The organism is Sphingomonas ginsenosidivorax, from assembly GCF_007995065.1.
GTDB classification, from domain to species: Bacteria; Pseudomonadota; Alphaproteobacteria; order Sphingomonadales; family Sphingomonadaceae; genus Sphingomonas; species Sphingomonas ginsenosidivorax.
This window is the reverse complement of the sequence record NZ_VOQR01000001.1, coordinates 1,935,191-1,952,160: the sequence shown is the minus strand read 5'-3', so window position 1 is coordinate 1,952,160 and position 16,970 is coordinate 1,935,191. Positions and strand designations below refer to the sequence as shown.

The window sequence follows — 16,970 nt, the reverse complement described above, 5'->3', positions numbered from 1 at the left end:
CTTTCGGTGGAACGGTCGGTCCGATTGGCACATGTGCGGCGTTGCCTTGGCGCAGCCGAGACCCGAAAAGACATCGCCCGAAGGAATTGTGATGCCCAAGATCGTCTCTGCCCGCGTCATCGTCACCTGCCCGGGGCGCAATTTCGTCACGCTGAAGATCACCTGTGACGACGGGACTACGGGTGTCGGCGACGCGACGCTCAACGGCCGCGAACTGAGCGTCGCGAGCTATCTGAGCGATCATGTCGTGCCGTGCCTGATCGGGCGCGACGCGCACCGGATCGAGGATATCTGGCAGTATCTCTACAAGGGCGCCTATTGGCGGCGCGGTCCGGTGACGATGGCGGCGATCGCCGCGGTCGATACCGCGTTGTGGGACATCAAGGGCAAGCTTGCGGGCATGCCGGTCTATCAGCTGCTGGGCGGCGCGGCGCGCGATGCGTGCATGGTCTATGCGCACGCCAACGGCACGACGATCGAGGACACGATCGCGGTCGCCAGGGCCGAGCAGGCCAGGGGCTACAAGGCGATCCGGCTGCAATGCGGCGTGCCGGGGCTCGCCTCGACCTACGGTGTCGCCAAGCACGGCGCGCGCTACGAGCCTGCGGACGCCGACCTGCCGAGCGAGAGCGTGTGGTCGACCGAGAAATACCTCCGCGTCGTCCCCGAGCTGTTCAGGGCGGCGCGCGAGGCGATGGGGTGGGACGTCCACCTGCTGCACGACATCCACCACCGGTTGACGCCGATCGAGGCGGGGCGGCTGGGCAAGGCGCTCGAGCCGTACAATCTGTTCTGGATCGAGGATCCGACGCCCGCCGAGAACCAGGAGGCGTTCAAGCTGATCCGCCACCACACCACGACGCCGATCGCGGTGGGCGAGGTGTTCAATTCGATCTGGGACGCCAAGGACCTGATCCAGAACCAGCTGATCGACTATATCCGCGCGACCGTGGTACATGCGGGCGGGATCACGCATCTGCGCCGGATCGCGTCGCTCGCGGACCTGTACCAGGTGCGGACCGGTTGCCACGGCGCGACCGACCTGTCGCCGGTGGCGATGGCGGCGGCGCTGCATTTCGGCCTGTCGGTGCCCAATTTCGGCGTGCAGGAGCATATGCCGCATACCGAAGAGACCGATGCGGTGTTCCCGCATGCGTACAGCTTCGACGACGGCATGATGCATCCGGGCGACGCGCCGGGGCTGGGGGTCGACATCGACGAAGACCTTGCGGCGACGTACGAGTATAAGCGCGCGTATCTTCCGGTCGCGCGACTGGAGGATGGCACGCTGTGCAACTGGTGACCGGGGACGCCGCTGCCGCGCTGGAAAAGCCGCGCGGGAAAGTCCGCTGGATCGTCTGCGCGCTGCTGTTCGCGGCGGTGGCGCTCAGCTACATCGACCGGCTCGTGCTGCCGACGCTCAAGCCCGAACTGCAGGCGCGCTACGATTGGAGCGAGCAGGGCTATGCCGATCTCGCGATCGCATTCCAGGCAGCGTACGGCATTGCCTATGTGTTGTTCGGCCGGTTCGTCGACCGGGTCGGGGCCAAGATCGGCTATGCGGTCGCGGTGACGTTGTGGACGGTCGGCCATGTCGCGCACGCTTTGTTCACCAGCGCGGGGATGATGATCGTCGCGCGTATCCCGCTGGCGATCGGCGAGGCCGGCGCGTTCCCTGCCGCGCTGGCCGCCACCAACGAATGGTTTCCGCAACGCGAGCGCGCGCTGGCGATCGGCATTTTCAACGCAGGATCCAACATCGGGGCGATCCTGACGCCGCTGCTGGTGCCGGCGATCGCGGTGGCGTTCGGCTGGCGGATGGCGTTCGTCGCGACCGGCGCGCTGACGGTGATCTGGTTGGTGGCGTGGCTCGCTTTCTATCGGTCGCCACGCGCGCACCGCCGCGTGACTCCTGAGGAACTGGCGTGGATCGAGGCCGATCCGGTGCCGCCCGCCAGGCCCGTCCGCTGGCGCACGCTGCTGCGGTTGCGGCAGACCTGGGCGTATATGCTCGGGCGGTTCCTGATCGATCCGGTGTGGTGGACGTTCCTGTTCTGGCTGCCCGATTTCTTCAACCGGCAATACGGCGTGAAGATGCTCGATTTCGGCCCGCCGCTGGTTGCGGTGTATGTGCTGGCCGATGTCGGATCGGTGGCCGGCGGCTGGTTCTCGTCGCGGCTGCTCAGCAAGGGGGCGACGCCAAACCGGGCGCGCAAGACGGCGTTGTTCGTGTGCGCGTTGTTCGCATTGCCGATCATCTTTGCCGCGCAGGCCCCCGGGCTGTGGTGGGCGGTCGCGGCGATCGGGCTGGCGTGCGCGTGCCACCAGGGCTTCTCCGCGAACGTCTATGCGATCCCCGGCGACCTGTTTCCGCGGGGCATGGGCGGATCGGTGATCGGTCTGGGCGGGCTTGCCGGCGCGTGCGGCGGGATGCTGATGGCGAAGTTCGCGGGCACGATCCTGGCGGGGGTCGGCAGCTATGGTCCGATCTTCGCGGTCGCCGGTTGCGCGTATCTCGTCGCGCTGCTGGTGATCCACCTGCTCGTACCGCACTACACCCCGGTCGATCCGGAACGCCTCGCCTGATGGTTCGGGGCTCGGGTCAGCCGCCGACGCCGCGTTCGTGGGCCCAGACCACCGCGGCGCTGCGACGGTTGACGCCGATCTTGGCGTAGAGGCGGGCGACGTGGTTGCGCACGGTGTTGCGCGACAGGCCCAGCCGCTCGGCGATCGCGGCGTCGTCCAGGTCCTGGCAGATCAGTTCGAGGACCTCGCGTTCGCGTTTGCTCAGATCGGTCGCGGGGGAGTCCTTGCTGGTCCTCGGGTTCCGCAGCGTCGCGAGCTTGTCCATGATCGAGCGGCTGAGCCAGTTCGCGTCCTTCATGACGGCCTCGATCGCCTCGACGAGCTCCAGTTCGCTGCGGCGTCGCGTCGAGATGTCCTGGTACAGCCACAGCACGCAGGGGCCGCCGTCCATGCTGATGCGCTCGGCGGAGACGAGGCAATCCGCGGCGTCACCGTTACGATGGAGCAGGCGGACGTCGTGCCCGCGGAACCCGCCGCGTTGGGCGATCTCCTGTTCCAGACCCTCGCGCTGCGCGGCGTCGTTCCAGAGCTGCAGGTCGTCGGCAACGCGGCCGATCACGGCGGCATCGTCATACCCGGTCAGCGTCTCGAAGGCGGCGTTGACCTGCGTGATCCGGTTGTCCTCGCCTTCGGTCACGACCATCGCCACCGGCGCCATCTCGAACACCGATGCGAGATGTCGCTCGCTGTCCTGCAACGCACGTTCGGCGCGGCGGCGCGGTTCGAGATCGGCGAAGGTGAACAGCAGGCAGTCCTGGTTGGCGACCTCGATCGGCTGGCCGGCCAGCACCACCAGCGTGGTGTCGCCGCCTGCGAGCGGGAGTTCGGCCTCGAGCTGGGGCACGACCTTGCCGTGCGCGACGCAGTCCCGGACGAACGCCTTGCGATCGACCTCCGCGAGAAAGTCGAAGTCAAGCAGGGTGCGGCCGATGATGGCGTCGCGGGCATAGCCCGAGAGGTCGAGGAACCCCTGGTTGACGAGCACGAAGCGCTGGTCGGCGACGCGCAGGATCAGCGCCGGGGCGGGGTTGGCGTGGAACATCGCCTCGAACCGGTCCTCGGCATCGAAGCGTTCGGAGACGTCGTTGATGACGAGGCCCAGGCAGTCGGGTTCGCCGCCATCCTCGTCCATCACGATGTCGCGGACCTGGTGTACCCAGCGCGGCTCGTCGGCGTTCGCGGGCGCGACCTCGACGATCAGGTCGGGAAAGCTCTCGCCCGCGAGCAGGCGCAGCAACGGATAGTCGCGACGCGGCAGGCGGCGATGGTCGCGGTAGCGCAGCGAGAAGCGGGCCACATAGTCGTCGGCGGTCTCGCCGAGATCCTCCAGCTTCGCAACGCCGTGCATCTCGAGCGCGGCGGGGTTGGCGCTGAGGATGACGCCGGTCGGATCGATCAGGATCACGCCCTCCAGCAAGCCTGCCATCAGCTGGTCGAGATGATGCAGCGTTGGCGCGTGCAGCGGCTTTTTCGAAGGCTTGGTCATCCCGCACCAGCGTCGGACCGGCCTTGTGGTTCCGTCCGCAACGGCCCGGAAATACCAATCCAGGCAGTGCGCATGCACCATGATTGGCGGGTGCGCGATTGGTACGGAACTGAACCGAATGCGCAGGGCAGGGGTTTAATCCAGCGTAGCAAGTCTGCTCTGGAGTATTATCATGAACCTCATCATCCTTCTCATCGTCGGCGGTCTCATCGGCTGGGTCGCCAGCATGATCATGCGGACCGACGCACAGCAGGGCATCTTGCTGAACATCGTCGTCGGTATCGTCGGTGCGCTGCTCGCCGGCTTCATCATCACGCCGCTGATCGGTGGCGCATCGATCATGGACGGCGCGCTCAACATTCAGTCGATCCTGATCTCGCTGGTCGGTGCGGTGATCCTGCTCGCTATCGTCAACATGGTTCGTCGCGGGACGGTTCGCTAAAACCGACCCGACGACAGGGCGGCGACGCGGTTTGCGTCGTCGCCCCAGACGAAGACGATCCTGACCGGCCAGCTGCAACGAACCGTCCAGAACGGGGCGTTGTTGCTGGCCGGCAGGGCATATCCGGCCCTGATGCGTTCGGCTGATCGAACATATTCGGGAATCGGCCATGAAGATCATCGCGTTGCAATCGCCCGGCGGCCTCGACCGCCTGTCCGTCACGGTCCGTCCGGACCCCGGTCAACCCGGCCCGGGCGAGATCCGCGTCGCGTTGCACGGCAGTACGCTGAACTACCATGACCTTGGGGTCGTGCTCGGCAAGATGCCGACCGCCGATGGCCGCGTGCCGCTGGCAGACGGCGCGGGGATCGTCGAAGCGGTGGGTGAGGGCGTAACCGATTTCACACCGGGCGACATGGTCGTGTCGTGCTTCTTCCCCGGCTGGCAGGACGGCACGCCGACGATCGGCGACTTCTCCGGCACCCCGGGCGACGGCATCGACGGGTTCGCGCAGGCGTTCGTCGTACGGCCCGCAACCGCGTTCACGCTCGCACCCAAGGGCTTCGACGCGGTCGAGGCGGCGGCGATCACGACCGCGGGCCTGACCGCGTGGCGTGCGCTGGTCGTCGACGGCAAGCTGAAGGCGGGCGACACGGTACTGTTGCTCGGCACCGGCGGCGTGTCGATCTGGGCTCTGCAGATCGCCAAGGCGATGGGCGCGACCGTCATCCTGACCTCGTCCTCCGACGAAAAGCTCGAGCGCGCCCGCACGATGGGCGCGGACTTCACGGTGAATTACCGCGACCAGCCCGAATGGGGCCGGGTCGTGCGCGACTGGACCGGCGGGCGCGGGGTCGATCACGTCGTCGAGGTCGGCGGCCCGGCAACGCTAGCCCAGTCGATCGAGGCCGTGCGGGTGGGCGGCCACATCTCGCTGATCGGTGTGCTGACCGGCGCGAGCGGCGAGGTGCCGACCGCGGCGCTGATGGCGCGTCAGGCCCGGCTGCAGGGTCTGATCGTCGGAAGCCGCCGCGCGCAGCAGGATTTCGTCCGTGCGCTCGACCGTGGCCTGATCAAGCCGGTGATCGACCTGCGCTATCCGCTCGAAGACCTTGCCGACGCGTTCCGGATGCAGATGAGCGGCGCGCATTTCGGCAAGATCGGGATCGCCTGGTAACCCCGCGTGGACCGACGCGTACCCGTCGGGCCGCCGCAGGGCATGGCGACGGGCAGAATGCGCGTCCCAGCTGGGGATATAGGCTGATGCCAGACATACATAGGTTGTGAACGACTCGGCGTTATCGCAGGGCACCGAGGAAGAACGACATGGTCGCGTTGCTGTCTGCTTTGAGATCTCGTGGGGTGCCGGCATCGGACGAGTTCCTGCTCGAGCAATATGGCGCACTGCGGCGCCAGATCCCGCTGATGTACGCGCTGATGTTCATCAACGTCCTGTTCCTGGGCATCGAGACCTTCCGCGACGTGCCCTGGGGGATGAGCTTCGGCGTCCCGATCCTGCTGTCGCTCGCAATCATCGGGCGCGCGGTGCTGTGGTTGCGCCGCCGGTCGGTGCTCGCGACTCCGCAGGCGATCCGACGCTACCTGCGCGGCACGATCGTGACGGCGGGCGTGCTGAGCATCATCTTCGGCGCCTGGGGATCGCTGCTCTTTTCGGAAGCCGAGCCGATCCGCAGCGTGTCGATCGCGCTCTACGTGTTCGTCGGGGCGATCAGCTGCTGCTTCTGCCTGCAGGCGCTGCCGGTCGCGGGATATCTGGTGCTGCTGTTCGGCGTGATGCCGGTCACCGTCCGGCTGTTCGTCGCAGCGGACTGGTCGCTGTTCAGCGTCGGCGCCAATTTCCTGATCGTGGCGTTGCTGATCCTGCGCACGCTGTCGACCAACTATGCGAGCTTCAGGCAGGTGCTGGAGTCGCGGACGAGCATGCTGGCCGAGCAGGAGCGCGCCCGCGCCGCCGAACTGGTCGCGCAGGACCTCGCCTATCGCGACCCGCTGACCGGACTCGCGAACCGGCGCGCGCTCATCGAGCATCTCGATACCGTGCTGGAACGCCGCGGGTCGCGGACGCAGCTGTACCTGTTCCTGCTCGACCTCGACCGGTTCAAGGGCGTCAACGACGCCTATGGCCATGGTGCGGGCGACCGCTTGCTCGAAGCGGTCGCGACGCGGCTCGGCGCACTGGTCGAGCCGGCCGGGCAAGCCTATCGCCTGGGTGGCGACGAATTCGCGGTCACGCTCGACCTGGGCGGTAACGGCCACGGGCTGGCGATCGCGATGGCGGATCGGCTGGTCAGCGACCTGGCGGCGCCGTTCGCGATCGACCGGTTCTCGCACCACATCAGTGCCAGCATCGGGATATCCCGCTTCCCCTCCGACGCGTCGAGCCGCGAGGCGCTGATCCAGCATGCCGACATCGCGATGTACGACGCGAAGCGGATGGGGCGATCGCGGTATCGCTTCTTCGAGCGGAGCATGCGCGATGCGCTCGCCGCGCGCGCGGTGCTGGAGAGCGAGATGCGCGCCGATGTCGGCACCGATGCCTTCCGCCCCTATTACCAGCCGATCGTCAATCTGGCGTCGGGGCGGATCGTCGGCTTCGAGATGCTCGCGCGCTGGACCCGTGCCGACGGCACGACGGTCCTTCCCGGCGACTTCATCCCGATCGTCGAGGAATGCGGGCTGATCGGCGAGCTGATGCTCAAGCTGCTCAGCCAGGTGTGCGTCGATGCGCGGAGCTGGCCGTCCGAGCTGACGATCGCGATCAACGTGTCGCCGATCCAGTTCCGCGATCGCTGGCTGTCAGAGAAGATCCTCGCCGTGCTGGCGCAACAGGGATTTCCGGCACGCCGCATCAGCCTGGAGATCACCGAAAACGCGCTGATTTCCGACCCCGCAGCGGCCCAGCGGAGCATCGAGTCGCTCAAGAACCAGGGCATATCGCTGGCGCTGGACGATTTCGGCACCGGCTTCTCGTCGATCCAGCATCTGCGGATGATGCCGTTCGACAAGCTCAAGATCGACCGCTCGTTCGTCGTCAACGTCGATACCGACGAGGCCGCGTACCGCATGGTGTCCGCGATCATCCGGCTGGCCGAAAGCCTGAGACTGAGCGTGGTCGCGGAAGGGGTCGAAACGACATCGGTACGCGATACGCTGCATGCGCTGGGCTGTCGGGAAGCGCAGGGCTATCTGATGGGCCGGCCGATGAGCGCGCAGGACGTCGGCGCGATCTTCGCCGTCGATGGACCGGGCAGGTTCAGGGGGTATAACCGCGGGTAACGCTCGGGTTGACTGGCGGGCGCGTTCGACGGACGCTCGCGCGATCCTTCGGAGCAAGCATGACCGCATTTTCGACCGACGTTCCCGGGATCGCCGAGAGTCCGACGCACGAGGGCCGACCGGTGGCCGACCGGCGGGGGATGTTGCTGTACGGGCTGCTGGGCTTTGCGGCGGGGCTGCCCTTCTACATGTTCTCGACCGTGCTGGCGCTGCGGTTGCAGGCGCACGGCGTCGCGCTGACGGTGCTGGGGTTCTTCGCCTGGGTGCAGTTGCTGCCGACGTTGAAGTTCGTCTGGGCGCCGTTGCTCGATCGCTACGACATTCCCGGCTTCGGGCGGTACTGGGGCCGGCGGCGCGGGTGGATCATGCTGGCGCAGCTGGGCATCTTCACCGCGATGATCGCGATGGCGGCGACGTCGACCGACGCTAGCCTGGCGGTCACGGCGTTGTTCGCGGTGTTGCTGGCGTTCTGGACGACGACGCTCGAGATCGCGGCGGACGCGTGGCGTATCGAGCTCTATCCGACGCAGGACCAGCAGGGGCCGATCGTCGCCGCCAACCTTTGGGGGTATCGCAGTGCGATGGTCGCGGCGGGCAGCGGCGCGCTGTTGATCGCGGACAGCGGCGGCTGGGCGTTCGCCTACCTGCTGATCGCGGCAGCGGCGTTCCTACCGTTCCCGATCCTTGTGGCGATGCGGTCGCACGAGCCGGCACGGAGCGGGGGGCGAACCTCGGCGTTGGTGACGGGACTGGTCGCGAGCGTCGTCATCCTCGCGCTGGCGTGCGCCGTGACTGCGGCGGTCGGATGGGTCGTGCTCGACGTCGCCGCGCGCGCGGGGATCGACGCGAACAGCAACGTCACGCCCTGGGTGCTGGGGCTGTGCATGCTGCCGTTCGTCGCGATGGCGGTGATGCTGCCGCGGATCCGCCGTGCGCCGGCGGATGCGGGGATCCGGACCTCGACGGTGCTCGGACCCTATGTCGATTTCTTCTGGCGCTATAGTTACGGCGCGATCCTGCTGATGGTGTTCGTCTCGCTCTACCGGATGGGCGACGTGCTCGCGCTCAACCTGTCCAAGCCGATGATCAAGGGGCTCGGCTATTCGCTGAGCCAGATCGGGCGCGCCGACAGCTTGGTCGCGCTGGCGGCGAGCATGATCGGGGTCGGGCTCGGCGGGTTCCTGGTGACGCGCTGGCCGATGGCGTGGACGCTGACGATCGGCGCGGTGGTCGCGGCGCTCGGCAATTTCGGATTCGTCTGGCTGGCGCACCAGCGCGTGGACGAAGCGATCCTCTATGTGGCGACCGCGGGCGATCAGTTCGGCAACGGTTTTGCGGGCGCGGTGTTCGTCGTCTACCTCTCGATGCTGGTGAACCCGCGCTATCCGGGGGCGCAGTATGCGTTCCTGACCGGGTTCGCGTTCCTGTTGCCGCGGCTGCTGGCGGGGGCGGGCGGAGCGATGGTCGGCGCGATCGGCTATGACGGGTTCTTCCTGCTGTCGGGGGTGCTGAGCCTGGCCGCGATCCTGTTCGTGCCCGCGCTGTCGCGGATCGTGCCGCGGAAGGAGGACTCATGATCGACCGTATCGCCGACGCTGCCTTTGCACCCGCCGCGGACGCGGTCGCGCAAGGGCGGATACCCGGTGCGGTGCTGGGTATCGTCACCGCGGACGGTATGCGGGCGGTTCGCGTCGTGGGGAAGGCGCAGACGGTGCCGACCCCCGAACCGCTGACCGCAGGTCACTGGTTCGACCTGGCGTCTGTCAGCAAGGTGATGGCGACCACCAGCTTCGTGCTGCAACTGGCGGACGAGGGGCGGATCGATCTCGACCGGCCGCTGACCGATGCGATCCCCGACCTGCGGCAATATGACGTGGCGAACGCGCCCGAGCGGCGGCTGACGTTCCGCGACTGCCTGGTGCACCGGACGTTCCTGCCCGCGGTCGAGCCGATCTATACCTATGGCGACGACCCGGCGCGGCTGCGCGCGTTCGTGCTGCAGCGCGAATGGAAGCACGGGCCGGCGGTCTATTCGGACATCAACTTCATCCTGCTCGGCATCGCGGTCGAGCGGCTGACGGGCGCACCACTCGATGCGCTGCCGCTGGGCGAGGGGTTGAGCTGGGGCCCGCCGCCGGGGCCTGCGGTCGCGACCGAATTCTGCCAGTGGCGCGGGCGCGTCTTGAAGGGCGAGGTGCATGACGAGAATTGCTCGGCGATGGGCGGGCGGACCGGGCATGCCGGGTTGTTCGGGACGGTCGAGGGTGTGCTGGGCTTTGCGCAGGGGCTGCTCGACGGGAGCGGCGCGTCGGCTGCGATGCTCGAGGCGATCCGGACCCCGGTGGAGGGGCACCGGACCGCGGGGTGGGAGATCCAGTTTCCCGGCTGGTCGGGCGGGCAGGCGTGTTCGCCGACGACGATCGGGCATACCGGCTTTACTGGGACCGGGCTTTGGGTCGATTTTGAGCGCGGCGTGGCGTGGACGCTGCTGACCAACCGGGTGCATCCGACGCGGCATTTCGACAGCGGGATCTTCACGCTGCGGCCGGCGACGGGGGATGCGCTGATCGCGGCGTTCGACGCGGGCTAGTTCGCCGCAGCGACCGCTAGCAGCGCCTTGTCGACCGCCGCCGTCGCCGAGGCGTCGCCGGGCATATCGTTGGCGAGCGCGGAGAAGGTGAGCGTGCGGCCGCTGGCGGCGATCAGGAACCCGGAGAGCGCGTTGGCGGCGTTGATCGTGCCGGTCTTGGCGAAGAGCTTGCCGTTGAGCGCGGTGCCGCCGAAACGGCGCGCGACGGTGCCGTCGACCCCGCCGACGGGCAGCGTCTCGCGCCAGGCGGCGCCCCAGGGCTGGGTTTGCGTCCAGCGCAGGAACCGGACTGCCGCGCGCGGGGTGAGGCGGTTGTAGTTCGACATGCCCGCGCCGTCGGCGAAATCGTAGGACCAGCGATCGACGCCGGCGCCGTCGAGCATCGTGCGGACCGCGCGCTGGCCGTCGGCGACCGAGCCGGTGCCCGCGAGCGCGCCGATCCGGCGGAGCAGCAGTTCGGCGTGGAGGTTCTGGCTCACCTTGTTGGTGACGCGCAGGTCGGCGGCGAGAGGTGGGGGCGCGAGCCGTGCCAGCACCGACGGTTCGGGCGGACGCGCGGCTGGGGCGGCGCCGCGCGTCGCGGGATCGTCCGAGGGCGAGGGCGCGCGGTGTCGGACGCCGATCGTGCCGGTGACGCGGACGCCGAGGTCGCGCAGTATCGCGGCGAGGCGCCACGCCGCGCGGTGCGCGGGGTCGTCGATCGCGATCGTCAGCGTTTCGGACGCACCGGGGGGGACCGTTCCGGTGACCTGTACGACGCGGTCGTTGGGCGCGCGCGTGAAGCCGAGCGCCGGCTTGGTGCCGCCGGTTACGACGCGGTTGTCGATCCGGTAGTAGCCGTCGCCTGTTACCACCGGGCCGGGCTTGATGGCGATCGTCGTGACGTTGTCGTCGATCGTCAGCGCGGAGATCGCGGTGCCGTAGCGGCTTGGAATGTTGTTCCAGCTCATCCCCTGCGGCCAGCGTTCGTCGGGAAAGGCGCTGTCGTCGCCGATCACGTCATGGACGATACGTGTGCGGGCCGCGACCGCGCGGGCGAGGTCGATGAGGCAGTCGGTGGCGCAGTCCGGCGCGCTCGACAGCCGCGCGTCGCCGTGGCCCGCGAGCACGACGTCGCGCCCCTCCAGTCGGACGGTCGCGCCGCCGCCGCCATCGGGTGCCTGCGTGTCGAGCAGCGCGAACGCCGCGGCGGTCGTGAACATCTTGGTGTTCGACGCGGGGACGAAACGGTCGTCGGGGCGGATCGCGACGATCTCCTGGCCCTGCTCGTCGGTGACGACGAGCCCGATCCGCGTGCCGGGTCCGGCGCTGGCCAACGCAGCCTCGACCGCCGGGTCCGCAGGGGCTGCGGCGATGAGCAGGAGAGGGGGCAGGAGGGGGAGAAGCGTGCGCATCACGGGGCCTCGATCACGTCGCTGAGGAGGGACAGAAATTCGGTCGCGAGCGCGCTGGGCGGACGGTCGAGCAAATGCATCGCGTGCACGTCGAAGGTCAGCGGCGGCTTGAGCGAGCGCATCGCGAGACCGGGCGCCATCGACGCTTCGGCGGTGAAATTGTCGACGACGCTGAGGCCGACGCCGGCGCGGACCAAGGCGGCGGCGATGTAGAAGGTGCGCGCCGACGCGACCTCGTCGAGCTCGAGCGCGAGACGCGCGAGTTCGGTGGTGAACATCTGTCCGATCGGGCCGCTCGCCGCGGGGGTGATGAAGGGCCGGTCGGCGAGGCAGGTGAGTTCGACCCGCGACGGGGCGTCGGGCATGTCGGCGTCGCGGTAGAGCACGACGAGTTCGCCCTCGCCGAGCCAGATCTGGCCGAGCGGGGCGCCGCGCGGGACCTCGGCGGCGATCGCTATGTCGGTCTCGCGTTCGTAGAGTTTCCGCAGCAGATCGTCGTGATGGACCGTCTGCAGGTCGAAACGGACGTCGGGACGCAGCGCCATGAACCGCGCCGCTGCGGTCGGCAGCGCGCCGAGTGCCAGGCTGGGCAAGGCCGAAATCCGCAGCGTCGTGCCCGCGCCGGCGCGGCGGTTGCGGACCGCCTCGCGCAGGCCGCGGACCCGGTCCTGGATGCCGGCGACCGAATCGAACAGCGCGTGCGCGTCTTCGGTGGGGACCAAGCGGCTGTTGCTGCGCTGGAACAGTTCGAAGCCGAGCAGCGACTCCGCATGACGCAACGTCTTGGAGACCGAAGGCTGCGAGATGTTCAGCGCGCGCGCCGCGGCACTGACCGATCCGTTGACATAGACCGCGTGGAAAATCTCGATGTGCCGCAGGTTCATGCGACCGTGTCGGCCACGCCCGGGTGTCGGGTCAAGGTGCGGCTCAAGACGCCGGGCAGCCTGCCGGAGTCGGCCGCAGCAGCACGCGGCCCGATGCGGCGCCGGTGGTCACGCCGTTCGCGAGCGCGAGTTGGCCGTTCACGAGCAGCGCGGAGACGCCGACGCTGGGGACGCGCGGGTGGATATAATCGGCGCGGGGCGCGTATTTGACGGGATCGAAGACGACGACGTCGGCGAAATAGCCGGCGCGCAGATAGCCGCGATGGTCGATGCGGTAGATGTCGGCGGTCAGCCCGGTCGAGCGGCGGACGAAGTCGCGCAGCGTGATGACCTTCCGCTCGCGGACATAGGTCTGATATTTGCGCGGGAAGGTCGCGTATTGGCGCGGATGGCCGTCCGATCCGTCCGAGCTGGTGACGATCCAGGGCTGCTGCATCAGCAGGTCGACGTCGCGGTCGGCCATGTTGAAGCTGGCGATGCCGACGCCGGCGGGGCCGGTGCCCTCGGGGTTGGCGACGCGCAGGATGCGGATCGCGGCGTCGACGGGATCGATCTTCCACTGCGTTGCCATCTGGCCGAGCGTCTTGCCGGTCCAGGGCTGGTCGGCGCTGGTCAGCAGGATCGATTCCTTGCCGCCGCGGCGGCGTAGATTCTCGACCATCTCGCGCTTGATCCGGACCAGCGTCGCGGGATCGTCGAACCGTGCGATCAGCTTGGCATAGCCGCCGTTGCTCGCCCAGCGGGGGAGCAAGGACGCGTCGACGCTGGAGCCCGAGGCGAGCCAGGGATATTGGTCGGCGGTGACGTCCTGCCCTGCTGCGCGCGCGGTGGCGATCGTCGCGATCAGCTGCGGTGCCTGGCCCTGCAGGTCGACGCCGAGCGCTTTCAGGTGCGCGAAATGGACCGGCATCTTCGCCGCGCGGCCGATCTCGATCGCTTCCTTGGTCGAGCCGAGCAGGCCGATCGTGTAGTTGGATTCGTCGCGCTGGTGGGTGTCGTACATCCCGCCACGACTGCCCGCCTCGCGCGCGACGGCGATGACCTCGTCGGTCTTGGCGTAGCTCTGCGGCGCGTAGAACAGGCCAGTGGAGAGGCCGTAGGCGCCTTCGCACATGCCCTTTGCGGCGAGGGCCTGTTCCTGCGCGAGTTCGGCGGGGGTGGGTGCACGGTCGTCCTGGCCGATCACGCGCGACCGGATCGCGCCGAAGCCGACGAAGGGCACGAGGTTGGTGCCGACCTTCGCCGCGGTCAGTGTCTTGGCGTCGGCGGCGACATCGGGGGTGCCGCCGCCGTCGACACCCATCACGATCGTCGAGACGCCCTGTGCGAGCCAGGGCAGGTTGAGCCGTTCAGTCGCGTCGGCCGAGCGGATATAGGTGTCTGGGTGAGTATGCGCGTCGATGAAGCCGGGCGCGACGATCTGGCCCTTCGCGTCGATCACGCGGACCGCGGGCGTGCGGCGGGTCGGGCCGACATAGACGATGCGGTCGCCGCTGATCTCGACGTCGCCGGTAATCGGTGCGGCGTCGGCGCCCGAATAGATCGTGCCACCGCGGATCACGACGTCGACGCGTGAGGCCGCTGCTGCGGGACCGGCGAGCGCGAGCGCCAGCGTGGACAGGACGAGACGGTTCATCGGCGGTTCCTTGTCCGGCCTGGGTCGAGCGCGGTACGCTCCGCGACATTGGCATCGACCGCGGCGCGGCTGAAGAGCATCGGGTGCATCCGGCCGGCGATCCAGGGGGCGTATTGATCGCGGTAATGTGGCGAGCGCGGATCGTTCGACTGGCCGGGCAGGTTGAGCATTAGCGACTTGTCCCAGGCGCCGACGTCGATGACCTGCAGGTAGCTGGCGCCGCCGCTCGCCTTCCAGCTCGGCCCGCTGCCGAGCCAGCGCGCCATCACGGTGTAGCTATCGCCACCGGTGCCCTCGCCCCCGATCGGGGGGAAGGCGGCGGCGATCGCGGGGACGCGCGACAGCGGATGCGCGATGCGGACCTGGTGCAGCGTGCCCCAGCGCCATTTGGCAGGATCGGGGCCGAGTAGCGTTTTTGCCGATGCCCAGGCCGACAGCATCGCGGCGTCCAGCATTGCGTCGCGCGCCGCGGCGGGATCGCTGCCGAGCCGCTTGTCGGGATGCGCGAGCAGGCCCAGCAGAACCGACGGTGCGATCTCGGTGACGAGCGCCTGTGCGCGTTCGGGCACGATCGCGGCGAGCATGCGCTCGCCCAGGTCGCGCCACAGGATCTCGAACAGCGCGGCGGGGGCGCTGTCGGCGTCGATATGGCCGTTCCAGCCGCGGAGCATATTGCCGGCATCGGACGCGCGCTTCGGCAGCAGCGCGAGCAGCTGGCGGGCGGGCGTCGATAGCGTGTCGTGCTGGAGCGCAACGCTGTCGGTCAGAGCGTGGCGCGGTTGCGTCGTGAGGACGTCGGCGATCCGGTCGTAGCGATAGGGATCGCGGAACGAGAAGGCGGTGATCCGATCGCGCGGCCAGTCGGTCGGCAGGTTGTTCTGGTTGGCCGACGCGAACCAGCCTTTCTTCGGGTTGTACTCGCTCGGCAGCGACGCGAAGTCGCGCATCCCGGTCCAGTCGTATCGCCCGTCGCCCGGCACGGGCAGCAGGCCGACACCGGTCTTTCGGATGGGGGCGAAGCCGATCACCTGCCAGCCGGTGTTGCCGTCGATATCGGCATAATGGAAGTTGGTGGGCGATGGGTGGAGCCGGAACGCCTGGCGCAGCGAGGTCCAGTCGCGCGCGAGATTGATCGCGATCATCGAGAAGGAACCACCGCCGCCGGGCTGCATCGCGATCGAGCCGAGCACGGTGGCGCGGTGGCGGGCCGGATCGTGCGAGATCACCGGGCCCTGCACGCTGTAGCGCAGCGTCGCGGATTGTGCGGGGCCGTCCTTGACGGCGATCGGCGCCTCGATCCGCGTGAAGCGCTTCCAGCCGCCGGCGTGGCGGTAGCGTTCGGGGTCGGCGGGATCGAGTTCGAGGACGAACAGGTCCTCCTGGTCAATGTGGAAGTTGGTCCGGCCGAATGCGAAGCGGTCGGTATGGCCCTGCATGATCCCCGGCAGTCCGGGTGCGCCGCCGCCCATCACGTCGAGCCCCGGCGCGGTCAGGTGCGCGACGTGGCGCGGGCCCCAGCCGCCGATGCCGAGATGCGGATCGTTGGCGAGGATCGGCCGGCCCGTTGCGCTGCGGCTCGGTGCGATCGTCCAGGCATTGCTGCCGGCATTGGCGCGTTCGACCGGAGTCTCTGAAGGCTCGAGCGTCGGCGTGCCCGGGCCGAACGGCAGTCCGCCCTGACGCAGCACGCCCAGGTCTGCGTCGGACACCGCGGCGACGTCGAGCCCGGGGGGCACGGTCATCGTCCAGGCGGGGCGCAGCGGCGCGACCACCGCGTCGAGATCGAGCAGGCCGAGTGCTGCCAACTGCGCGCGCCGCACCTCGTCGTCGGCGTTGCCGATCGAGGCGCCGCGCGCGAGGACGAAGGTGCGCACGTCCCATTTGATCGGGGTGACGCCGAGGATGCCGTATTCGAGCGGCAGCAGCGACGGGTCGGCGACGAGTTCGTCGATCCGCGCATTGATCCCCGCGACATAGGACCGCGCGCAGGCGAGCACATCGGCGGGGATGCGGCGGAGTTCGGCGTCGAGATCGCCGCGGTAATGGAACAGCTTCGCGACCGCGTCGTGCTTGACGAAATCGGATCCGAACGCCTCGGCGAGCCGGCCGAGTTCGCGGCGGTGCGACAGGTCGATCTGGAACAGCCGGTCGCGCGCGACGACATAGCCTTGGCCGAAGAACGCGTCCGGGATCGATGCGGCGCGGATGTGCGGGATGCCGTAGATGTCATCGACGATCTCGATCGGAGCGGTAAGTCCGGCAAGGTCCTTGTGCACCGCGGTGGTCGCGCTTTTCGCAATGGCGGCAGGCGCCAGCGCGAGAGTCGCGACCGAGCCGTGGAGGAATGAGCGGCGATCGATCATGGACGATGTCCCCTGCTGTGGCCGGCGTCGGTGCCGGCCGCGCGCCAGTCGCTCATCGCCGACATCGGTGCCGACATCGGTGCCGGCATGGCGGTGTCGGCATGGCCAGTGTTCGCGCCTATCATAGGGCAAGACCGGGCGCTGCGGCCTATATGCCACGGTTATGGTTCGATGAAGCGAAGGACGACCGGTTGGCCTTGACGCAAGTCGCTGCAACCGCGCACCTTCACCCGTCCGACACGACCGGCGTTTCCGCTCTCCAGGGGCGGGGCGACCGGATCGGAGGACCCGC

12 protein-coding genes are annotated in these 16,970 nt (G+C 68.6%); 7 read left to right on the top strand and 5 right to left on the bottom strand.

Annotated elements, in window-relative coordinates; genetic code table 11:
- Positions 1–91: 91 nt before the first annotated feature.
- Positions 92–1,303, top strand: coding sequence for a D-mannonate dehydratase ManD (gene manD, locus FSB78_RS08840; protein ID WP_147081937.1), 1,212 nt, complete (start codon positions 92–94; stop codon positions 1,301–1,303).
- Positions 1,297–2,586: an MFS transporter gene (locus tag FSB78_RS08835; RefSeq protein ID WP_242008417.1), complete on the top strand. Its 1,290-nt coding sequence runs from the start codon at positions 1,297–1,299 to the stop codon at positions 2,584–2,586. The genes manD and FSB78_RS08835 overlap by 7 nt, the downstream gene beginning before the upstream one ends.
- Positions 2,587–2,602: 16 nt before the next feature.
- Here the strand turns inward: FSB78_RS08835 and FSB78_RS08830 are convergent, their stop codons facing one another.
- Positions 2,603–4,072, bottom strand: a complete 1,470-nt coding sequence (locus FSB78_RS08830; RefSeq protein ID WP_147081935.1) for a helix-turn-helix transcriptional regulator — start codon at positions 4,070–4,072, stop codon at positions 2,603–2,605.
- A 172-nt stretch (positions 4,073–4,244) separates the two neighbouring features.
- Here FSB78_RS08830 and FSB78_RS08825 point away from each other — a divergent pair, with 172 nt between their 5' ends.
- From FSB78_RS08825 to FSB78_RS08805, 5 genes are all read left to right on the top strand, one after another.
- A complete protein-coding gene (locus tag FSB78_RS08825) occupies positions 4,245–4,514 on the top strand; it encodes a GlsB/YeaQ/YmgE family stress response membrane protein (RefSeq protein ID WP_147081933.1) in 270 nt (89 codons plus the stop codon).
- Between the two features lie 169 nt (positions 4,515–4,683).
- Positions 4,684–5,691 carry a zinc-dependent alcohol dehydrogenase family protein gene (locus FSB78_RS08820; RefSeq protein WP_147081930.1) on the top strand — a complete coding sequence of 336 codons (1,008 nt, stop codon included), beginning with the start codon at positions 4,684–4,686 and terminating at the stop codon, positions 5,689–5,691.
- A gap of 149 nt (positions 5,692–5,840) precedes the next feature.
- Complete coding sequence (locus FSB78_RS08815; RefSeq protein ID WP_147081928.1) at positions 5,841–7,811, top strand: putative bifunctional diguanylate cyclase/phosphodiesterase; 1,971 nt, start codon at positions 5,841–5,843, stop codon at positions 7,809–7,811.
- A gap of 59 nt (positions 7,812–7,870) precedes the next feature.
- A complete protein-coding gene (locus FSB78_RS08810; RefSeq protein WP_242008139.1) occupies positions 7,871–9,388 on the top strand; it encodes an MFS transporter in 1,518 nt (505 codons plus the stop codon).
- Positions 9,385–10,401, top strand: coding sequence for a serine hydrolase domain-containing protein (locus FSB78_RS08805; protein ID WP_147081926.1), 1,017 nt, complete (start codon positions 9,385–9,387; stop codon positions 10,399–10,401). Before FSB78_RS08810 ends, FSB78_RS08805 begins: the two co-directional genes overlap by 4 nt.
- Here the strand turns inward: FSB78_RS08805 and dacB are convergent.
- Genes dacB through FSB78_RS08785 form a run of 4 tightly spaced genes read right to left on the bottom strand, consistent with a single transcriptional unit; the run spans position 10,398 to position 16,678 of the window.
- Complete coding sequence (dacB, locus tag FSB78_RS08800) at positions 10,398–11,795, bottom strand: D-alanyl-D-alanine carboxypeptidase/D-alanyl-D-alanine endopeptidase (protein WP_199743143.1); 1,398 nt, start codon at positions 11,793–11,795, stop codon at positions 10,398–10,400. The genes FSB78_RS08805 and dacB overlap by 4 nt on opposite strands.
- Complete coding sequence (locus FSB78_RS08795; protein ID WP_147081922.1) at positions 11,795–12,679, bottom strand: LysR family transcriptional regulator; 885 nt, start codon at positions 12,677–12,679, stop codon at positions 11,795–11,797. The genes dacB and FSB78_RS08795 overlap by 1 nt, the downstream gene beginning before the upstream one ends.
- A 43-nt stretch (positions 12,680–12,722) precedes the next feature.
- Entirely contained in the window at positions 12,723–14,315 is a 1,593-nt protein-coding gene (locus FSB78_RS08790) for an N-acyl-D-amino-acid deacylase family protein (RefSeq protein ID WP_147081920.1), read from the bottom strand.
- Positions 14,312–16,678, bottom strand: coding sequence for a penicillin acylase family protein (locus tag FSB78_RS08785; protein WP_147081918.1), 2,367 nt, complete (start codon positions 16,676–16,678; stop codon positions 14,312–14,314). The genes FSB78_RS08790 and FSB78_RS08785 overlap by 4 nt, the downstream gene beginning before the upstream one ends.
- Between the last annotated feature and the right edge of the window lie 292 nt (positions 16,679–16,970).

What these genes read in the sequence shown, in the direction of transcription:
- manD (WP_147081937.1), top strand. Translation starts at nt 92, where the DNA reads ATGCCCAAGATCGTCTCTGCCCGCGTCATCGTCACCTGCCCGGGGCGC.
- FSB78_RS08830 (WP_147081935.1), bottom strand. Translation starts at nt 4,072, where the DNA reads ATGACCAAGCCTTCGAAAAAGCCGCTGCACGCGCCAACGCTGCATCAT.
- FSB78_RS08825 (WP_147081933.1), top strand. Translation starts at nt 4,245, where the DNA reads ATGAACCTCATCATCCTTCTCATCGTCGGCGGTCTCATCGGCTGGGTC.
- FSB78_RS08820 (WP_147081930.1), top strand. Translation starts at nt 4,684, where the DNA reads ATGAAGATCATCGCGTTGCAATCGCCCGGCGGCCTCGACCGCCTGTCC.
- FSB78_RS08815 (WP_147081928.1), top strand. Translation starts at nt 5,841, where the DNA reads ATGGTCGCGTTGCTGTCTGCTTTGAGATCTCGTGGGGTGCCGGCATCG.
- FSB78_RS08810 (WP_242008139.1), top strand. Translation starts at nt 7,871, where the DNA reads ATGACCGCATTTTCGACCGACGTTCCCGGGATCGCCGAGAGTCCGACG.
- FSB78_RS08805 (WP_147081926.1), top strand. Translation starts at nt 9,385, where the DNA reads ATGATCGACCGTATCGCCGACGCTGCCTTTGCACCCGCCGCGGACGCG.
- dacB (WP_199743143.1), bottom strand. Translation starts at nt 11,795, where the DNA reads ATGCGCACGCTTCTCCCCCTCCTGCCCCCTCTCCTGCTCATCGCCGCA.
- FSB78_RS08795 (WP_147081922.1), bottom strand. Translation starts at nt 12,679, where the DNA reads ATGAACCTGCGGCACATCGAGATTTTCCACGCGGTCTATGTCAACGGA.
- FSB78_RS08790 (WP_147081920.1), bottom strand. Translation starts at nt 14,315, where the DNA reads ATGAACCGTCTCGTCCTGTCCACGCTGGCGCTCGCGCTCGCCGGTCCC.
- FSB78_RS08785 (WP_147081918.1), bottom strand. Translation starts at nt 16,678, where the DNA reads ATGATCGATCGCCGCTCATTCCTCCACGGCTCGGTCGCGACTCTCGCG.